Origin of the sequence: Capilliphycus salinus ALCB114379, from assembly GCF_047276495.1 — a bacterium.
GTDB lineage: Bacteria > Cyanobacteriota > Cyanobacteriia > Cyanobacteriales > Microcoleaceae > Capilliphycus > Capilliphycus salinus.
In genome coordinates, this window is the sequence record NZ_CP178543.1 from 3,520,637 (window position 1) to 3,537,675 (window position 17,039).

The 17,039-nt window shown below is 41.4% G+C and carries 22 protein-coding genes; 9 read left to right on the forward strand and 13 right to left on the reverse strand.

All coding sequences use genetic code 11. The features are described from left to right. Window positions 1-6: 6 nt before the first annotated feature. The 3 genes from ACL6C3_RS14625 to ACL6C3_RS14635 are packed head-to-tail and all read left to right on the forward strand — an operon-like array spanning window position 7 to window position 2,928. Window positions 7-1,176 carry an exonuclease SbcCD subunit D gene (locus ACL6C3_RS14625; RefSeq protein WP_413167936.1) on the forward strand — a complete coding sequence of 390 codons (1,170 nt, stop codon included), beginning with the start codon at window positions 7-9 and terminating at the stop codon, window positions 1,174-1,176. Then, window positions 1,163-2,221, forward strand: coding sequence for an AAA family ATPase (locus ACL6C3_RS14630; protein ID WP_413167937.1), 1,059 nt, complete (start codon window positions 1,163-1,165; stop codon window positions 2,219-2,221). Before ACL6C3_RS14625 ends, ACL6C3_RS14630 begins: the two co-directional genes overlap by 14 nt. 38 nt (window positions 2,222-2,259) lie before the next feature. Continuing rightward, window positions 2,260-2,928, forward strand: a complete 669-nt coding sequence (locus ACL6C3_RS14635; protein ID WP_413167938.1) for an SbcC/MukB-like Walker B domain-containing protein — start codon at window positions 2,260-2,262, stop codon at window positions 2,926-2,928. On the opposite strand, the gene cas5 is transcribed toward ACL6C3_RS14635, so the two are convergent. The 3 genes from cas5 to ACL6C3_RS14650 form a co-directional block, all read right to left on the reverse strand. Further along, entirely contained in the window at window positions 2,908-3,072 is a 165-nt protein-coding gene (gene cas5 / locus ACL6C3_RS14640; protein ID WP_413167939.1) for a CRISPR-associated protein Cas5, read from the reverse strand. The genes ACL6C3_RS14635 and cas5 overlap by 21 nt on opposite strands. 314 nt (window positions 3,073-3,386) lie before the next feature. Beyond that, on the reverse strand, window positions 3,387-3,554 hold the full coding sequence (locus tag ACL6C3_RS14645) for a hypothetical protein (protein ID WP_413167940.1): 168 nt from the start codon (window positions 3,552-3,554) through the stop codon (window positions 3,387-3,389). 97 nt (window positions 3,555-3,651) lie between these two features. Beyond that, a complete protein-coding gene (locus ACL6C3_RS14650; protein ID WP_413167941.1) occupies window positions 3,652-3,990 on the reverse strand; it encodes an ISL3 family transposase in 339 nt (112 codons plus the stop codon). An 11-nt stretch (window positions 3,991-4,001) separates the two neighbouring features. On the opposite strand from ACL6C3_RS14650, the gene ACL6C3_RS14655 reads away from it, so the two are divergent. After that, window positions 4,002-4,319: a four helix bundle protein gene (locus tag ACL6C3_RS14655; RefSeq protein ID WP_413167942.1), complete on the forward strand. Its 318-nt coding sequence runs from the start codon at window positions 4,002-4,004 to the stop codon at window positions 4,317-4,319. 112 nt (window positions 4,320-4,431) lie between these two features. Here the strand turns inward: ACL6C3_RS14655 and ACL6C3_RS14660 are convergent, their stop codons facing one another. From ACL6C3_RS14660 to ACL6C3_RS14670, 3 genes are all read right to left on the reverse strand, one after another. Continuing rightward, window positions 4,432-4,626 carry a hypothetical protein gene (locus ACL6C3_RS14660; RefSeq protein ID WP_413167943.1) on the reverse strand — a complete coding sequence of 65 codons (195 nt, stop codon included), beginning with the start codon at window positions 4,624-4,626 and terminating at the stop codon, window positions 4,432-4,434. A 15-nt stretch (window positions 4,627-4,641) separates the two neighbouring features. Then, complete coding sequence (locus tag ACL6C3_RS14665; protein WP_413167944.1) at window positions 4,642-5,016, reverse strand: recombinase family protein; 375 nt, start codon at window positions 5,014-5,016, stop codon at window positions 4,642-4,644. 397 nt (window positions 5,017-5,413) lie between these two features. Beyond that, on the reverse strand, window positions 5,414-5,935 hold the full coding sequence (locus tag ACL6C3_RS14670) for a hypothetical protein (protein ID WP_413167945.1): 522 nt from the start codon (window positions 5,933-5,935) through the stop codon (window positions 5,414-5,416). Between the two features lie 361 nt (window positions 5,936-6,296). Between ACL6C3_RS14670 and ACL6C3_RS14675 the strand changes: the two genes are divergently transcribed. Together ACL6C3_RS14675 and ACL6C3_RS14680 are read left to right on the forward strand one after the other, a co-directional pair. Then, complete coding sequence (locus ACL6C3_RS14675) at window positions 6,297-8,258, forward strand: DUF2272 domain-containing protein (RefSeq protein ID WP_413167946.1); 1,962 nt, start codon at window positions 6,297-6,299, stop codon at window positions 8,256-8,258. 280 nt (window positions 8,259-8,538) lie between these two features. Further along, window positions 8,539-9,237: an HAD family hydrolase gene (locus ACL6C3_RS14680; protein ID WP_413167947.1), complete on the forward strand. Its 699-nt coding sequence runs from the start codon at window positions 8,539-8,541 to the stop codon at window positions 9,235-9,237. A 324-nt stretch (window positions 9,238-9,561) separates the two neighbouring features. Here the strand turns inward: ACL6C3_RS14680 and ACL6C3_RS14685 are convergent, their stop codons facing one another. The 3 genes from ACL6C3_RS14685 to ACL6C3_RS14695 form a co-directional block, all read right to left on the reverse strand. Beyond that, on the reverse strand, window positions 9,562-10,239 hold the full coding sequence (locus ACL6C3_RS14685; protein ID WP_413167948.1) for a glycine-rich domain-containing protein: 678 nt from the start codon (window positions 10,237-10,239) through the stop codon (window positions 9,562-9,564). After that, window positions 10,236-11,270: a hypothetical protein gene (locus tag ACL6C3_RS14690; protein WP_413167950.1), complete on the reverse strand. Its 1,035-nt coding sequence runs from the start codon at window positions 11,268-11,270 to the stop codon at window positions 10,236-10,238. The genes ACL6C3_RS14685 and ACL6C3_RS14690 overlap by 4 nt, the downstream gene beginning before the upstream one ends. 305 nt (window positions 11,271-11,575) lie before the next feature. Beyond that, the gene (locus ACL6C3_RS14695; RefSeq protein ID WP_413167951.1) at window positions 11,576-11,908 is read right to left on the reverse strand and encodes a hypothetical protein; all 333 of its coding nucleotides are present in this window, start codon (window positions 11,906-11,908) and stop codon (window positions 11,576-11,578) included. Window positions 11,909-12,472: 564 nt separating this feature from the next. On the opposite strand from ACL6C3_RS14695, the gene ACL6C3_RS14700 reads away from it, so the two are divergent. Continuing rightward, on the forward strand, window positions 12,473-12,631 hold the full coding sequence (locus tag ACL6C3_RS14700) for a hypothetical protein (RefSeq protein ID WP_413167952.1): 159 nt from the start codon (window positions 12,473-12,475) through the stop codon (window positions 12,629-12,631). A gap of 106 nt (window positions 12,632-12,737) precedes the next feature. On the opposite strand, the gene ACL6C3_RS14705 is transcribed toward ACL6C3_RS14700, so the two are convergent. Both ACL6C3_RS14705 and ACL6C3_RS14710 read right to left on the reverse strand, forming a co-directional pair. Then, window positions 12,738-13,634: a PEP-CTERM sorting domain-containing protein gene (locus ACL6C3_RS14705; RefSeq protein WP_413167953.1), complete on the reverse strand. Its 897-nt coding sequence runs from the start codon at window positions 13,632-13,634 to the stop codon at window positions 12,738-12,740. Window positions 13,635-14,054: 420 nt separating this feature from the next. Next, the gene (locus ACL6C3_RS14710) at window positions 14,055-14,390 is read right to left on the reverse strand and encodes a hypothetical protein (protein ID WP_413167955.1); all 336 of its coding nucleotides are present in this window, start codon (window positions 14,388-14,390) and stop codon (window positions 14,055-14,057) included. Between the two features lie 227 nt (window positions 14,391-14,617). Between ACL6C3_RS14710 and ACL6C3_RS14715 the strand changes: the two genes are divergently transcribed. Further along, window positions 14,618-14,803, forward strand: a complete 186-nt coding sequence (locus ACL6C3_RS14715; protein WP_413167956.1) for a DOPA 4,5-dioxygenase family protein — start codon at window positions 14,618-14,620, stop codon at window positions 14,801-14,803. Between the two features lie 4 nt (window positions 14,804-14,807). Then, complete coding sequence (locus ACL6C3_RS14720; protein ID WP_413167957.1) at window positions 14,808-14,966, forward strand: DOPA 4,5-dioxygenase family protein; 159 nt, start codon at window positions 14,808-14,810, stop codon at window positions 14,964-14,966. A gap of 532 nt (window positions 14,967-15,498) precedes the next feature. Here the strand turns inward: ACL6C3_RS14720 and ACL6C3_RS14725 are convergent. Together ACL6C3_RS14725 and ACL6C3_RS14730 are read right to left on the reverse strand one after the other, a co-directional pair. After that, window positions 15,499-16,161: a hypothetical protein gene (locus tag ACL6C3_RS14725; RefSeq protein WP_413167959.1), complete on the reverse strand. Its 663-nt coding sequence runs from the start codon at window positions 16,159-16,161 to the stop codon at window positions 15,499-15,501. Between the two features lie 219 nt (window positions 16,162-16,380). Beyond that, the gene (locus ACL6C3_RS14730; RefSeq protein WP_413167960.1) at window positions 16,381-16,869 is read right to left on the reverse strand and encodes a hypothetical protein; all 489 of its coding nucleotides are present in this window, start codon (window positions 16,867-16,869) and stop codon (window positions 16,381-16,383) included. Window positions 16,870-17,039 lie beyond the last annotated feature (170 nt).

Below are 17,039 nucleotides of genomic sequence, written 5' to 3' on the forward strand. Positions count from 1 at the left end.
TTAATTGTGCGTATTATTCACACTTCTGATTGGCATTTGGGCAGGCGACTGCGAGGAGTAGATCGGACTCCAGAGATTGAATTTGCTTTGGAAAAACTGCTCGAACGTGCAAAAACTTTAGAGGTTGATGCCGTTTTAATCGCCGGAGATTTATTTGACAGCCCCACACCACCGGCTGAGGCTGAAAAAGTCGCCTACAAGTTTTTTAGCCAACTGAAAGCGGCAAATATTCCAGCCATAGCGATCGCGGGAAATCACGACTCGGCGATCCGAATTGATGGACTCGCTCACCTACTTTCCTATGTTGGCGTTCATGCGCGGGGAAAACCCCGCAAAGGAAGTCAAGGAGGGGTAATTAAGTTAGATACGGCGAGCGGAAAACTTTGTGTGGCGGCTCTCCCCTTTGCTTCAGAACGCCGTTTGCTCAAAGCTGAGGAGTTGTGGGATCGCGATCAACTAGAGCAACGTCAGCACTACAAAGAAGTGATCGGCTATTTGATGGAAAACCTCACCAATGAATTTGAGGAAAATAGCGTTAACATTGTGATGGCACACCTGACCTTCAATGGAGCCAAACGAGCTTATTCTGAGGTTGATTTTTACACCCGAGACACCTACAGTCTTTCCGAACAAATTATCCCCCCTAACGCTCAATACGTTGCTTTGGGTCACATTCACAAACCCCAACAAATTTCAAATTCCGCCCCTACTTTTTATTGCGGTTCTCTGATTCAAGTTGATTTTGGTGAAGCGGAGGAGGACAAAGGATTTAACCTGATTACCGTTGAACCCAACCGTCCTGCTCATGTTGAATTTTGTTCGATTCCCTGTCAAAAACCTCTGAAAGTTATTCGGACATCGGCAGCGGAATTAGACGAAGTGCTGGAAGAAAATCGCACACATCCGGGTTTTCTAAAAGTGATTGTCAAATTAGAAAATGCTGAAATGGGTTTGGCCGAACGGGTGCGAAAAATTTGTCCGCAAGCCTTAATTGTTGAACCCCAATATACGCGAACAGAGGAGAAAGAACAATCAACGGATTTTAATCCGGGAAATTTTAACCCGGTTGAAGAGTTTAAACGCTATTACCAAGACCAGAAAAATAACAACCCCAATCCTTTCGTATTAGAAGCTTTTTCCAATTTATATCAGGAGTTACAAGATGCGACCCATTAAATTGACTGTTGAAGGTTTTACGAGTTTTCGTTCCCGTCAAGTTATCGATTTTAACGAACTGGATTTGTTTGCTATTACTGGCGCGACGGGTGCGGGTAAATCTTCTTTACTGGATGCAATCACTTACGCTATTTATGAGAAAGTTCCTCGACTGAATGTAAGAGATCACGGCAAAGAATTAGTGAGTTTGGGAGCGGATAATCTAAAAGTTGAGTTTCAATTTGCAGTTCGTAAACAGGAATACAGTGTAATCAGAAGTTGGCGTTATCGTCGGAAGAATCCCGAGAAAAAATGTTTGCTATATCGCCTTCAAAATGGAACCTGGGAGCCTTGTTCTCTCAAGGTTGAAGAGATCGTAGGAATGGACTTTGATACTTTTACACGAGTTATTTTATTACCTCAAGGTCACTTCGATGAATTTCTCAAGGGAAACAGCGTTAAACGGCGCATTATTTTGCGAGAGTTGGCCGGATTTGAAATTTTTGAGGAAATGCGTAAAAAAGCCTCAGAACGGGAGAAGGAAGCTAAAAATAGCCGTCAAATTATAGAAGCATCATTGAATGATTTAGACCCACCTACGGAAGATGAGATCGTACAAAAACGCGAAGCTTTAATCCGGTTAGAACAGGAGAGAATTCCGCAGTTACAACGGCAGGAAAAAGTGGCTCAAACGCAACTAAACAGTGAGGATAAGTTACTTGAGCTAGTCAATAAACTTGCAGAAACACAGAAAAAACTATCGGTTTTAGTCCAGAATGAGAGTCAAATCCTGACGTTAACGCATCGGTTGGAACAGGCTCAAAAAACTGATAAAATAAAAGATAAATGGGCATTGGTCAATCAGGCTCGAACTGAATATCAAAAAGCTCAAGATGCTATTAAGCTCGCAGAAAATAAATTGAGTCAAGCTCAAAAACAATTTGAAAATACAAAACTAGAGCTTCGAGAACAATTGGGAAAACGGTTGGGCGTTCTGGAGATTCAAAGAAGGGAAGCCGAAAGACAGTATCAAGAAGCCGAGTACCTTTTAACATTGACAATATAAACAAAGCAATTGATGGGAAAACAACAACGCAGGAAAGGGTGGAAGAATTTAAAAAACAACTGCAATTTGCCAAAAATGAACTTCAAGAAGCGAGTGAAAATAAAGGAAAATTATCGACTTGGATAGATGACGCAACTAAAAAGTTGAAGAAAGCTCTAGATTATTTAAGGCAGAAAGAAGAACAGCTTGACCAAGAACAAACCTATCATACACTGGCGCTCGATTTGCGATCCGATCGCTTTCAGGATTACGTTTTAGAGAACTTAGAGAAGGAGTTGGTGGGTCGGGCAACAGTGTTAATGAAGCAACTAACAGACAACCGATATTCATTAATAGTTCACCGAGATTCATCAAAAGCTAAAGATAAAGACTATTATGTTGAGGACAATTGGAACGGCGGCGAAATTCGACGGGTTCAAACCTTATCGGGTGGTGAAACATTTGCAGCTTCGCTATCAATGGCAATGGCTTTGTCTGAAAAACTTTCGATGGGAGTTGAACTCGGGAGTCTGTTTTTAGACGAGGGTTTTGGAACTTTAGACGCGGAAACCCTAGAAAGTGTTACTCAAATTTTGGAGTCTTTACGCCAACAAGATCGCATGATTGGAGTGATCACCCACATACCCGCTTTGGCAGAACGGTTGCCAACTCAAATTCAAGTTCGCAAATCACCAGGGGGTTCAAATTTAAAAGTAGTTTTTTCCTAGCCAAGCTGAATAGTAAAAAAAAGAAAGTAAGAGTCCATACACCGTTGAGTGAGGTGGATAGAGATAAGTCTTTCCGTACTCTCTGGCATGGGATTGGCGAAAGGTAGCCGTGGGAACATCAATATAAATTGCCACCAATTTCATAATTTTTAATCCGGCTCTGATTTATGCTTTTAAGTCTAAATCTTGGACGACGAGTGTAACGAGCTACCGTATCATAACTACCAGAATAACCTTGTTGCGCGAATGTCCTCAAACAGTTTTTTTGTTTCACAACACTTTTGATTCCACTGTTGAAGAATATAATCTTTATATGGATCTAATTTCGACCGCCCTCGGTCACTACGACCCTGACGTTCAAGAAATAGAAACAGATAGGGCAAAGGAAGAACGGATTAACTTAACTATGGGAAGTATAGATTTATGCGTCCTACAGACAACTTAATCGGCTTTTCCGCTTAATATCCGTTTTGAAATTGGGGATGACGTAGATATCGAAATACACTGGTAACTCCAATACCTAACTTTTTGGCAATGGCAAATCCAGACAAACCCTCGCGACGTAATTCCCATACTTGCTGATGAATAATAATCCTTCTTTCTCGACGTTGAGTCGCTTTAGACAATTCTTTTTGAGTCTGATTTGAAGCGGGAGGTACGGCAACGACTTCAACCTTACTGGGGTCATTTACTGGAGAACCTGTGTGTAGTTTTTCTACCTCTTTAAGTGTTTGGAGATGACTTCCGAATACAAGTTCTAGGGCAACGGCCTAGATTTTGTAAAATATGAAAGCGATCAGCAACTTGAATAGCATCCGGTGCGCCTTTTAGAATAGCTTTCTCATAAGTTTTTGAGCGATCGCGTGAAACAATCTCTACATCTGGATGTTCTTTTAACCACTCAACTAAAGTTTCGGCTTCACGGTCTTTTAATAGAGCTATTGGTTGACTTTTTTCTAAATTAACTAATATCGTACCGTAAGTATGACGTTTGCGGAATGCAAAGTCATCTACTCCCAGAATTCGAGGCGTTTGCATCGGAGCCAAGGGAATTCTACGCACCAAGTTTAACATTGTCAAAGTATCTTAATCAAGACAAACAAGAGTATGTTTTATCAAAACAGTTACTTCGTAGTGGTACGGCAATTGGAGCTTTGGTGCGTGAAGCTGAACACGCTGAAAGTCGTGCCGACTTTGCACATAAAATGGCTATTGCTCTGAAAGAAGCCAATGAAACTCTATATTGGTTAGAGCTATTACATCAAGCAGATTACATCGATGTCAGAGGATTTAACTCAATTAGTCAAGACTGTATAGAACTCTTAAAACTTCTGACAACTATTGTCAAAACAGCCAAATCCAACAACCAATTACCAATTGATAATTGCTGAAAAATAATTATCCATTATCCATTATCCATTATCCATTATCCATTATTTCCTCTCTATCAATCCTATACATAATGGTTGAGGTAATTATCCATTATCCATTATTAATTATCAATTATTGAACAGTTCTATGAGCAGACTGGACTGGAGTTCGATTTCTCAATGCTCGATAAACGGTGTCTTCTGAGACTCCGTAGAAGTGGGCAGTTTCTTGAATTAAAGCCCGTCGTTCTGCACATCGAGGGGGATGTAACCCTAACCGTCGTTGTAAGTCTACTAATGCTTCTGTGGGGATTTTACGCCTGGGCATGAACTTTTTCTCCCTTCACACTCTAGATTTTTTTCGAGGGTGAATGTGCCGCCGCTCCATCCACTGGTAGAGGGTTGAGGGAGAACATTCAACTAATTTGGCAATGGCGCGTTTGCTGATTCCTTTGGCTAAATATCCCCGGATTTCGGCTTCTTTTTCATCGAGTTTTAGATGTATAGCCTTTTGCCCTTTGGGTCGTCCCAATTTCTGTCCTTCGGCTTTAGATTTTGCCAGGGCTTCGGTTGTTCTCAGGGAAATCAATTCTCGTTCAATTTCTGCGGCTAAACCCAAGACGGTGGCTGTAATTCGACTGGACATCGAGCCATCGAGTACCATCTGCTGTTTGGCAATATGAACGCTAATCCCCCGTTGCATACAGCACTCTAACATTTTTTATCAATTAAATGTGTGTTTAATCTCCTCAGATGTAGAGAAAATTTTAGAATTTTACAATTGAAGCGGCGCGTTCTACATTACAGATATATTGTAATAGTGAGTTGATGATAGAGAAATTTAGTTACTCTGAATCTCCTATTATTTATTCACATTATCTTTAAACCATTGCTCAAGATTCGGGTTGATTTTCTTCCACATAATTCCATGATAGGACGGACGTTGACATTCAATAACTATTAGTACAATGCCGATTAATAGTCCTGTTGTTCCCCACAGCACAATGCTTAATTCATACATTAATCCTACGAGGCAGATTAATATATAGAAAGAAGCCCAAATTAATTCAGGTATTCGGGAAACCCTAAATACATTGCAAAATAAAAAGAAATGATTAACGGGAATCATTCCAATTCCACCCAGTCCCAATATTACCACTCCCCCAACTATCCATTGCGTTGGAAAGGCCGTCAAAACGGGCTAAAGGATTGAGGTTCAACGCAACGGTAAATAAAGCCGCAGTCATCAATAAATAACTCGCCGTGTGTAGCCAACTGCTGGGATTTGACCAATTCCACAACAGCAATGCGATCGCCGCAATGGTAAACTGTACTATCACCCCGGCTGCTATCACCAAAATTCTTTGATAGCGCTTGACTAAACAGTAACTATCGGTGGTGTTGGTGTAAGCCGCAGGCATAAACATCATAATTAACAACCCAATTTCGGGTACAATACCGCCATATTGTTTTAGGGTGAAAGCGTGTCCGAGTTCGTGAAGGGTAACGACAAACATCGCCAAAAGTCCGAAGGGAACCAACACCGAACCCCCCGCATTATTTAACAGTTGAAGTCCCATGTAGAGAATTTCATCTTTTTGGGAATAGCCGACAGTGGCGGAAATTACCAGAAACATTTTGTACTGCAAAAATATCAGCCGTTGTGCGATCCGTTCCAGTTGCCCAGATTGCTTTACCTTGAGGACTATACAACACTAGATTTCCATCGTGCTGGAAGATAAACTTCGCTCCAATCTTTGCAAGATTAATGCTTAACTCTTAACCCTAAACTAACCCGCTCGTATACGCCAATCCTTCGCAAGTAAGAAATAATTAAAAATCTAAAACTCGGACAAGTATTTCTATAGCAGGATATTTGTTTGGGCGAAAAAAACGAAGATTTTATTGGGATACAAAAACCGAAACAACAATCGAATCTTTTGCTCAGGAGGCGAAAAAATACCGATGGAAAGTTACGATTTTCAGATCATTGATCGTATGGATTCACTCGTCCCCAATTTGGGGCAACAGGAAAGCAATTTACAGCCAAGTAATCTTCTTCAATTTTCGGGCGGAACTTCCAGCCAAGCGGGAAGCTACGGCAATTCGTTCGGCGATTTGATTGAAATGGATACCATTGACATAGAAACAAATCAATTCGCTCAAGCCGTCGATGAAATCTTGGGGAACTTCCCGATTTTTGAGGATTCGACAGTCACCTCCGAATCCCCAAACGCTGCGGATGAATCCCTAGAATTTTCGGACGATAACGATCCTTTAATCGGAAATGTATCCTCCCTCTTGGCCGAGGTGGTGTGGGATACAGCTTTATCTACAGTTCAAGAAGAACTGGAGACATTTACCGAAGATTTAGCGGAGAATATTTTTGATTCGACTATTGCCAATCTCGGGGAACAAATGGGAGTCTTAACTCCCCCCGAAGAACCGGCGGCTCCGGACTCTTCCGATTCCCTAAACGAGATGGCTTTGGAATTGGGTATTTTTAGGGTGAGGGAGCAACTGGAGAACTTTGCCAATGATGAAGAATTTCTTGACAAGATGGAGCAAGCTTTTGACGATGATTTTTCTTCCAAAGAAGCCTCGAATTTAATTCAAGATTTGGCAAGCGGTGAAGCCATACCGGAAATAGAAATTGTTCCCGCCTCCGAACTCAATAATGCAAACGGCGCTTTTGGGGAAGGGACAATTTATCTATCCGAGGAATTCTTAAGCGAAAATGTGACCAATCTCGAAGCTGTGGAAGATGTGCTGCTAGAAGAAATCGGCCATTATATTGACGAAGAGTTGGGTAGTGATGATTCGGAGGGCGATGAAGGCGATATCTTTGCCCAACTGGTTCAAGATGATGAAACAATTGCTGACGGTGAACTCGACGATCTGCAAGACGAAGATGATAGTGCAGATGTTGGTCTCGATGACGAAGAAATTACCGTCGAACTAGCAACACCAGAATATCCAGGTTATCCATTTATATACGAAGAAGGGGAAAACGTAACCTACGATTCTAATGTAGAGACGTGGCAGCAGCAGATGAAAGACGTTTGGGGTTATAATCTTGCAGTAGATGGTTTATACGGCCCGGAAAGCGAAGGCGTTACCATTGATTTTCAAGAAGACCAAGGGCTGGCAGTAGATGGTATCGTTGGCCCCAATACTTGGGAAGCAAGTTTCGCCGTTGATGATGAACCGCGCACTCCCTATGAAATAGAATCAGGGGACACTCTCTCAGAGATTGCCGAGGAGGAACTGGGCGATAGCAGTCTTTGGAGAGAAATTGAAAAAGAAGACGGAACCACCTTTACCGAGGAACAAGCCATAACTCTTCAGCCCGGTGATGTTGTCTACTTGCCAACGGATGATGAACCCGATGTTGTCAGTATAGCTATAGAGGAATGGGAATTTTTTGATCGAGGTGAGCTAAAAGAAGATGAAGAAGGTGGATGGCAACGTGTGGCTGAGTATTGGGACAGTGTTGAGGAGTATTACCACGATCTCACCGGGAAAGATACAGATGTGCCTTGGTCGGCAGCCTTCACATCTTGGGTTATGAAAGAAGCAGGAGCCGGCGACGAGTTCAACTACTCCGCTAGCCATTCTAACTACATCACTGATGCCATTGAAAATAAAAAAGAAAATGATACCGATGCAGCCTTCATAGGTCACAGGTTAAGTGAATATTCACCCCAACCTGGTGATTTGGTGGGTCGTGCAAGGCAGTCGGGTGTAGGATATGATACCCCGCCTACTTACCAATCTCATGCCGATATTGTTGTAGAGACAAGACCCGGTGAAATTGATGTCATTGGAGGAAACGTTTCTGATTCTGTCACTCTAAAGACTTTACCAGTTGATTCTGAAGGGAGATTAATTAACACTGATAGCAGAAGCGATAATGATTGGTTTGTTGTTATTGAGAACCAATTGTCAGCTATCGCTTAGGCTTGCTTAAGGCAATCTTGGAAATTGTGGTTCCCGCATAAAGCGCATAAAGACTGTAGGTTAGGTTAAAAAATGAAGCCCAACCTATAGCTTATTATTGATCTGATGGCGTGACGTTAGCTGGTTAGTAAAAAGACGCTTAGTGTGACGCTTTTTAAAACCCCAACTTCTAGAAACTAATTATAATTGTTACGTTGGGGAGAACTCAGATTTTTGTTGGGTCATAGTGGGGTTTCCCAAAGCTAAGTAGACTTAGAGAGAAAATAATTAATTCGACCCTATGAGTATGATTGCTCCAGGCACGGTTGCGTTTGACATGATTGGCACCTGCTTTAACTTAAACAAACCCAAGCAGCGTTTAGTTGAGTTGGGTCTACCTACTTATGCACTCCAACTGTGGTTCGCTCAAACGTTACGGGATGCCTTCGCCCTGTCCCATGCGGGCGGGTATCAACCCCTCAACCAGATGTTGGAAGCTGAACTCCCCCGCACTCTGAAGTTATTTAATGTCGAAATCGACCCGGAACGGCAAGCACACGTTCTTTCAGCCTTCAACGAATTGGAGTTGGAGACGGGAGCATTGGAAGCATTTCAACGGTTGACGGAAGCGGGTTGGCGGCTTGTCGCCCTCACCAATGGCGGTATCGAATCGACGCACAATTTGCTGGAAAAAGCGGGGGCGCTGCCATATTTTGCCGATAGCGTAGCGTGGCGACCGAAGGGAGCCATAGTGCGTTCTTGCGATGAAATTCAAATCACCAAGCCCCACCAGGATGTTTATCAGCTATTAGGGCAAAATGCTTCGGGAGAAATTTGGATGATTGCGGCTCACGCCTGGGATATTGCCGGAGCAATTCGAGCGGGGTTGAAAACTGCCTTTATTACCTCCTCCGAAGGAAGTTATCTTTCTGCCTATCCTCAACCCGATGTGATGGCATCCGGTTTGATAGAAGCTGTCAATCAAATTCTTGGGAAATAAAAGGCACAGATTTTTGAAACTGAAGTTGTTTGTGGTATTGCGGCCGAAGGTAGGTAACAGCCCTGATCTTCTTGGTGGTCATGGGTGCTGGATTTATGCTACTTGTGACACACTGTAACTGATATGGGGGTGCGTTGTTGATAGCATACTTTCCTTATTCGCGTAGAACAAGATGTTATTTATCAGTTCTAGTACATTGTTGGTTCGGCACATAAGCTGAAAATCATGTCGCATAACGTGAAATTTATTGGCGCAGCCATCTGAAAAAAAACAAACTCACTGTGGACTACAGTAACCGTAAGGAGTCTGGGGCAAACAGTTAAGTTAAGGCGCTACTCGAAGTATTTTATACTTTACAAGTATTTCTACTATCGCAGTTTTCTCTTCGCTAGTTAGCTCACCAGGTAGCTCTCGCACATAAAATGTGCCAGTCTTAGCAATAAAATCAAAAGCATCCCGAGCGATTTCATTCACTGAGATTAGAACAGTTCCTGTTTGATCCAGCAAATTAACCATACCTTGGTTGTCATCGCAAACAATCAACTGGTTAGCGTTATAGTTAACTACACGCCTTTGTGGTGTTACACTCGTTTCATCAAACCATACTGAAGGAAGTGGTTTTCCAAATAATTCTTGATAACGAATCTGAAAATTTTCAAAGCTAAGGGCAGTAAGTGGTTTACCATTCGGAACAGTAACAGGTTTGGGTGCATTACTTGGACTATGCTGCACATATTTGCCAAAATAACGTAAGCAAAAATCTATATACTCACGGGTGAATAGAATAAACTGATGCCAAACTTCATCAATTCTAAGGGAGTACATATCCCAAATGACTGTATTTTCAGATTGGGTAAGCACAATAAATCGCTTGACCTCCATAAATAGGACATGACCTTCTGCTTCAGTTTCAACGATATGCTCTTTTAAGAGCTTTTCAATCAAAAATGGCGCTTCATAAGTCAATGCGTCCAATGCGGAATTAGTTTTTGTTATCGTCATTGACAAGTTCTCCTAAATAGTCCTGTATTTTCAAGTGCTTCGCCCAGAAAAATTATCTCATCATCAGAGAGATTACCCGGAATTTTTTTGACATTAAAAATCGGCTCTTTGGCTACCAACTCAATTGCTTCCCGTGCGATATTACTAATCCGAAACATTTCTTGTAAGCCTCTGGGAGTTTCCAGACATAGCAATACCATATCTTTTTCACAATAAGAATTAAGAATCATATTTTCATGGATTTTCCTAAGTATCCACTGTGATTCAGGTACAACATCTGGGGTAAATTTTGGAGCGATGGAATTAATTAACCTTCGTGTTGCTGTGGACGAAAGTTCGTAGCATTTTTGAAACAATTTGGAAGTTTGAGATGTATTTATTGTTGTCAGAATGTGAACAATTTGTTGAAGATGCCTCTCACGTTGACGCGCTCGAAGAACATGAAAGTAAGGATGTTCTTCAGAAGTTACAGGAGACTGACCTGGGAAGGAAAGAACTGACAATGGCTCTACATAATCATTCAAGGGTTCACCGTCTCGCGGACTGGTAATATGAAGTGAAAAAGACCAATTATGTGTATTATTTCTAGGCTCGTGAATACATGGCTCGTAGATATAACCAACTTCTCCTGCTAGAGCTTGAAAACAGTTCTTGGGTACAAGTTCTTGTCGTCGATAAGACTCATCTCGATCATAAGTTAACACTTGAAGTGTATTTCGACATACGGCTGTAATTGTCCATGCAGTGTGTTCATGGGGGCCGGGAGTGACACCAGGCTGCCAATACCCGAATGCAAATTGTATGCCCAAGTTTGGATGAATAAAGAAAGGAACAAGTCCACGTCGTAGGCGGTTCGATTCAATTAACTGCAATTCATAGAAAAGGCAGTCTGAAAGAAAGCATTCATTTAATATAGCTTCTGAGATCTTATCCCGTGCTTGACGGACAACAGCTTTTTCAGGATGAGAGATCTCATCAACCCTCGGAAAAGAAAGTGTCTCAAAGATTTCACAGAGATCATTAAGCTTCATAGACTGACAGCAAGAGCATTTATGACAACAGAAATTAACAGGAAATTAATCCAACAGTTTGACCGAAGATTGCTAAAAATTGTTCTGGTAAAAATTCTGTAGTCAAACTTGTTACAGGTTCCTGTTTGTAAAAAATCTGGAAGTTAACTCGGTAGGTCTATTAAATGTCTTGAAAAGTTATTTTCAAAAATAGAATGACTTAAGACTTCTCCCCGAACCCAGTTTGCTACCAATTAAGTTGTCGATAAACTGGGAAATATCTTGGCAGCGAACTGGGAAATTGACTAATCCTTATTTAAGGTGCTTTAACTAAAGAACTCATCCGAAAATCCTAAATTTGAATTAGTCGCAGAACAAAGGCTAATATTACATAGACATATACAAACCTTGCATTGTGATTGACAAGTTGTTAGTACATTTCCGGGGTTAGAAATTGGAATACGAATTTGGAGGCGACCTTGATTTAGTTCAACAGTCTCCTGTACAATCAATTCTTCCGAAATGTCAATGTCCTCAGTATCATCGCTAGCAACCCCACCTAAAATGTAGTTACCTGTGTCGGCTTTAGCTGCAATTGAATCAAAGATAGAGTTATTGTAAGTCTCCTTTTCAGGAGTTTCGTCCCAGATAATAGTCATAATCGGTATCTCCTTCTACTCGGAGCGAGTAGTTTTTATTGTTCTGTTTTGATGCCTAAGCTTCCTCTAAATTTTTGAGAAATCCAGAAAGTTTTACCTGGCTTTATTAGTAATATATTTTGAAGAGTTATTGCAAGTCGCTCATTTATGTGACATTATATTTATTTATTAAAAATCCGACATTTTCAAGCCTTTTACCAAAACTCTAAACCTTTTTTTCTTGGATAAATAGAGAAACTTAAATGATAGACTATCGATTCGGACTAAACTACAATTTTTATCCTCTACTTTTTTTTACTGTTCTATTTATGGGCTTGAAAATACGAAAATATGCACGGGTGATACATCAGTAGAGCTTATACAACAGCATTTGTACGACTTATCAATTTGAGCTAAAAAAACAGTCGAATTTACAAAACTTTATTAGGTTGCCCCTATTTCACCAAACTTCTATTTCCGCCAAATAACAACCAATTGTATTACATCCTTGACAGCTTGTAGCATAGATACGACAGAGTGATACAGGGGTTCAACCTGCGTGGTTCACCGTCCGTTTGAAAAGTAATGCCAAATTGGGGGACGGGATTGGCGATTGCAGAGCGAGGAAACCAACTATCGGGACGGTTGCAGAATTGGGGTTCAATTCCCCACGTCTCCACCAAAATCTTATGGAGGTTGTCCGGCACGGACTCCGACAGCGTTTTGAAAACGCCTGCGGTTTAACAGCCATCAAGAGTTCGATTCTATACGCCTCCGTTTTATTGGGAATGTAGCTGAGATGGCTGTAGCACGACTGTTGAAGACTTGGGGACGTGGGTACTCTACACTACTAAGCAGATTTTCGTTTTGTGGCTAAACCGAGACCGCCAACGGCAAGAAGACCCAGGATAGTTGCAGGTTCAGGAACGCTCCTTACTCCACCCGTAGAAGCAAACTGGTTGATATTGACTTGGAAGTTACCAGATGAGCCTGAAAATGTCTCTACATCATCAACTGTAGGCCCAAAGATAGTATCGAAAGCTCCTAGAACAACTGTTAAATCTCCATCGAAATTACCTTGGTCAGGTCTAACTTCGAGTAAAGACAATAGATTTAAGCCACCGTCATCATCATTATTGACTAAGTTGCCATCAGCATCGTACAGTCCTAATTCTGTATCAAAATTACTGCCTTGGGTGTCAACAGTTAAGCGCTCCAAATCATCAACAGGTCTGATGGGAAACTGTTCCAACGAACCAGATGTAAACGGTCCAGTGATGACGATCGTTTGTAAGAGAGCCAAGGTATCGATAGACAAGGTGAAATTACCAGCAGAGAAGCCAGGAGTAACATCTGCTAAAGTTGGGCCAAAGATTGTGTCAAACCCACCCAAAACTGCGGTCAAGACCCCATCCAGGCTAGGGCTATCGTCAACACGAATAAAAGACTGAAGGCCTGTACCCCCATCATCATCGTTATTAATTAAATTGCCAGACGCATCGTAAAGTCCTAGTTCTGTATCAAAATCACTGCCGTCAGTAGAAAGCTCTAGAAAGTCAAAAAGTCCGGTGGCTTCAAACTTAAAAGTGGCAATTTCACCGACTTCTAAACTGCCCGTAAATACTGCTGCCTGTGCAGCGCCAGATATCCCTATTCCAGCAACAATTGCTCCAACGAGAGCAGATAAACTGACTCGTAAGTTCTTTATAGTCATGTATTTTTCACCTAAAAGCGTTTTCCCTAACACAAGTTCCCTTGAATGGTTAATGTTGCAATATGTACTCTTTCCTTAAAGCCTTGTACACGTAGAACATGGTAAAAAAGACATTAATTATTAAGTACAATTTACCTTTAATTGAAGATATCATAATGGCTCTGCTTTGATATTTAAAGTCCGGAATTTTCATCAACTCTTTACAAACTTAATGGTTTGCTTTTACATAAACCCCTTTTGTGTAAATGTATTAATTTATCCGCTATTAAATCCCTCAAACAAATATGTAACATCGATACATATAGCGACCTGCAATTATAAATCGCTCGACCCACAATCATCGCGTGGGAGCGAAACTACATTATTGCAACTGAGACTGCAATCATAAATTCTCAGCCCACATTAGATGCAACTATAATTTATGGCTTAGTATTTTTTAACAACAACCTTGAATCATGGGCATCGGTAACGCACAAATCCAGGATTACCGTTGGTTGAAGATGTCAAAGACTTCTGATCATCCGAAAGCCGAAAATAATAGTTGGAAATCCAAGTTTCTCCCTCGCCGGACAACTCCATAGTTAGCTCTAGGTCAGAATTACCATGAGTCACGACAGAACGAACAGAACCCATACTTTCATAAAACTCGATACGGTCTGCACTAATGATAAACCTTCCCTCAGATGTACGAGAACTACAGCTTTTTAAATCCCAGTCCCACTTCCCCCAAAACTGAGCCGGGATGGTTTGTTGCTGATCCTCCGCCGTTGCAGTGCCAGTGGTAAGCATCAGAATAAGTGTCAATAATTTAATCATTTGATGGGTTCCTCAATATCTGGGCTTATAATTGTTAATTGTCTACCTCTAAAACTGTTCTACTCGAACAACAGCTATTTTCCGGTCAATTCCTCAGCCACCATCAACGCATCCCTATTGGGATAGTCTTGAACTTGAGAAACATATTTATCCAGCAACTGCGGCACAATTATAAGTTAAACCTCTTATTCAATTTCTCAATGACTAGGCAACCATCCAATAAATATAACCATTATCACGCCCATGTCTATTTCGATGAAACTTCTGTAGAAAAGGCTTCATTACTTTGCTCCCAAGCTGGTGAAATCTTTGGTGTGCAAGTAGGTCAAATACATCGGAAACTGGTTGGGCCGCACCCTTGTTGGAGTTGCCAACTTGCCGCGTGATTGTATGCAGTTTGACCTACTGATTCCTTGGTTGGAGGAGAACCGGGAAGGCTTATCAGTTCTTGTACATGGGCTTACTGGAAACGATCTTGAAGACCATACTGAACACGCATCATGGTTGGGAACTGCTGTACCACTAAAGCTTACAGTCTTTGACACTTAATAATTTGAAGTTTGGTTTCAAGCTGCCCTGGAACTGTTTCAAGCCATGCCTGTTGATTGGGATGACATCTCCGATGAGGATGAATTGAAGGATAAACTCAAGAGTCTAGAGTCAAGATTAAAGAGTCTATAGTCTAGAGTCTTTATTTCAAAGGATAATACAAGTTTCCCCGCTTCTCCCAGGTCACTGTCACTCTGCCGATGTCCTTGCTTTGACTCCAAAACCGAGATTGTCTGGGTACTTAATTATGGCGTTAAAAACACAGCCATGAAAAAAGTTACACTCTGTCTGATGCTCCTTGCATCCACAGGGTTCTCAATCGAGGTTGAAGCCTCAGATTTCAAAGTCAGGATTGTCAAGGAACAAAGTCCGTTAACCGAGGTTGTTGACTTATTGGACAACTTATTTGATTAAACGGATTGGGGTGTACTCCATTACTTTTGGGGCAGCCCCCCGTTCTAATTTCCTTATTCGCGTAGAACAAAGTGTGGTGTTGTTAGTGGTGATCGCCTGACAATACCGAACTTAAACATTAATCAAAATAGTTCTGAAAGACATACCAACCATCCCCTAAATAATACATTGATTGGTCGCCGTTATTACTACCCGGAGCAAAACTATATTCAATCGCTTTAAATTGATTGGGTTGGCGAGAATTATCACGGATAAATCCTTGATAAGCTCCTATTCCTTCAATAATTAATGAGATTTTAGTAGGGTCTAGTTGATAGCCAGCAATTACTTGAAAGTTGCTAATGCCTTGGTCTAATTCAATTAGCTTTTCAGGTTCTTCCTCTAATTGATTTGCCAATTGTTCAAGAGTAGGCTTATGAAGCGCAAAGTTGATTTTTAATGGAATCTGGGTAATCCAGAAAGTATATAATAGCCCTAATAACACGGGGGCCATCAAGAACTTAACCCGATTTGTTTTTTGATTAAGTTTATTGAATGAGCTAATAAACCAAATTATCCAACCCCAAATCACTATCACCCAAATACTCATCCAAGACATCAAGCCAAAATGAATAAACAACAGAAAGAGCGTGATCTGCAATAAGATATTTGAAGTTCCGTTAAAGTTAGCAGGAATTGATTGTAATCCTGGATTTGTGCAGCAATATAAGCTAATCAAAAAAGCTATAACCGCTAATCCATTGAGACAAAATCCAGGAGTAAGAACGAATCTAGAACGCATAGGATATAAAGTTGTTGTAATATTTTAGCAACGCGCGATTTCTAGCGAACTACATCTTGGTATAAGTCGATTCCTGGATATAAAGTTGTTGTAATATTTTAGCAACGCGCGATACACCTAACGGCACGCTCCGCGATCACATCCATTATTCCTGTAGAACAATGTGTGTGGCTCGTGAAACTGTTACAGAGTGCCAACTCTCACTATTCCCGCAGAACATTATTCTTGAGTTGCCAACTCCTCAGCCATTTCCAACCCCTCTTGATAAAAGCATTTTTGAACTTGAGGGGAAATAACAGCCAATCCTTCCATTATCAACAGTGCGCTGGCTAATTCTTCGCTATCGGAACCCAAACTGACGAACACTTCACTCAACCAACCGTCGGAGTTCTGTTTGACGGTCAAAACGGCGACTTGATTATTTGAGTTATTAACTAACTGCTTGAGATAGGCGATCGCCTGCTGTTCCTCACCGGGGACAATTTCAACGCCACAGAGTTGAAGCCGACAAGTTTTCCAACCCCGTGATGCTTTTAGGGTTGTGCCGTTGACGACTTCTTTGACCTCCCACTGTTTGCTCACCGGAACGTCGGAGTAGCGGCTGACCGTAACCGTTTGATGTTGGGATTGGGGACGAAGAATAATGGCGGCTGCAATACCCAAAACGGCAACGGCAACTAAACCCTGAATAATCATTTGTGGCTTCATGGCGATCGCATACCTTACTCTTGTTATAGAGTAGTCTGACCTCGTTCGTTGTGGGGGTGGTCAGGTTTGTTCTGCGGGAATAGTAGAAAAAAATTCAATTATGCTTCATTATAGTTTTATTAGCTCTTGATTTTATCAAAATTCGGCTGGGGTGAGCGTTAAGTAAAAAA

Excerpts from the sequence above, each read along its gene's own strand:
- ACL6C3_RS14675 (WP_413167946.1), top strand. The coding sequence starts at position 6,297 with ATGGATTCACTCGTCCCCAATTTGGGGCAACAGGAAAGCAATTTACAG.
- ACL6C3_RS14690 (WP_413167950.1), bottom strand. The coding sequence starts at position 11,270 with ATGAAGCTTAATGATCTCTGTGAAATCTTTGAGACACTTTCTTTTCCG.
- ACL6C3_RS14725 (WP_413167959.1), bottom strand. The coding sequence starts at position 16,161 with ATGCGTTCTAGATTCGTTCTTACTCCTGGATTTTGTCTCAATGGATTA.
- ACL6C3_RS14630 (WP_413167937.1), top strand. The coding sequence starts at position 1,163 with ATGCGACCCATTAAATTGACTGTTGAAGGTTTTACGAGTTTTCGTTCC.
- ACL6C3_RS14700 (WP_413167952.1), top strand. The coding sequence starts at position 12,473 with ATGCCAAATTGGGGGACGGGATTGGCGATTGCAGAGCGAGGAAACCAA.
- cas5 (WP_413167939.1), bottom strand. The coding sequence starts at position 3,072 with ATGAAATTGGTGGCAATTTATATTGATGTTCCCACGGCTACCTTTCGC.
- ACL6C3_RS14665 (WP_413167944.1), bottom strand. The coding sequence starts at position 5,016 with ATGTTAGAGTGCTGTATGCAACGGGGGATTAGCGTTCATATTGCCAAA.
- ACL6C3_RS14715 (WP_413167956.1), top strand. The coding sequence starts at position 14,618 with ATGACTAGGCAACCATCCAATAAATATAACCATTATCACGCCCATGTC.
- ACL6C3_RS14720 (WP_413167957.1), top strand. The coding sequence starts at position 14,808 with ATGCAGTTTGACCTACTGATTCCTTGGTTGGAGGAGAACCGGGAAGGC.
- ACL6C3_RS14660 (WP_413167943.1), bottom strand. The coding sequence starts at position 4,626 with ATGCCCAGGCGTAAAATCCCCACAGAAGCATTAGTAGACTTACAACGA.
- ACL6C3_RS14680 (WP_413167947.1), top strand. The coding sequence starts at position 8,539 with ATGAGTATGATTGCTCCAGGCACGGTTGCGTTTGACATGATTGGCACC.
- ACL6C3_RS14670 (WP_413167945.1), bottom strand. The coding sequence starts at position 5,935 with ATGTTTCTGGTAATTTCCGCCACTGTCGGCTATTCCCAAAAAGATGAA.
- ACL6C3_RS14695 (WP_413167951.1), bottom strand. The coding sequence starts at position 11,908 with ATGACTATTATCTGGGACGAAACTCCTGAAAAGGAGACTTACAATAAC.
- ACL6C3_RS14730 (WP_413167960.1), bottom strand. The coding sequence starts at position 16,869 with ATGAAGCCACAAATGATTATTCAGGGTTTAGTTGCCGTTGCCGTTTTG.
- ACL6C3_RS14710 (WP_413167955.1), bottom strand. The coding sequence starts at position 14,390 with ATGCTTACCACTGGCACTGCAACGGCGGAGGATCAGCAACAAACCATC.
- ACL6C3_RS14685 (WP_413167948.1), bottom strand. The coding sequence starts at position 10,239 with ATGACGATAACAAAAACTAATTCCGCATTGGACGCATTGACTTATGAA.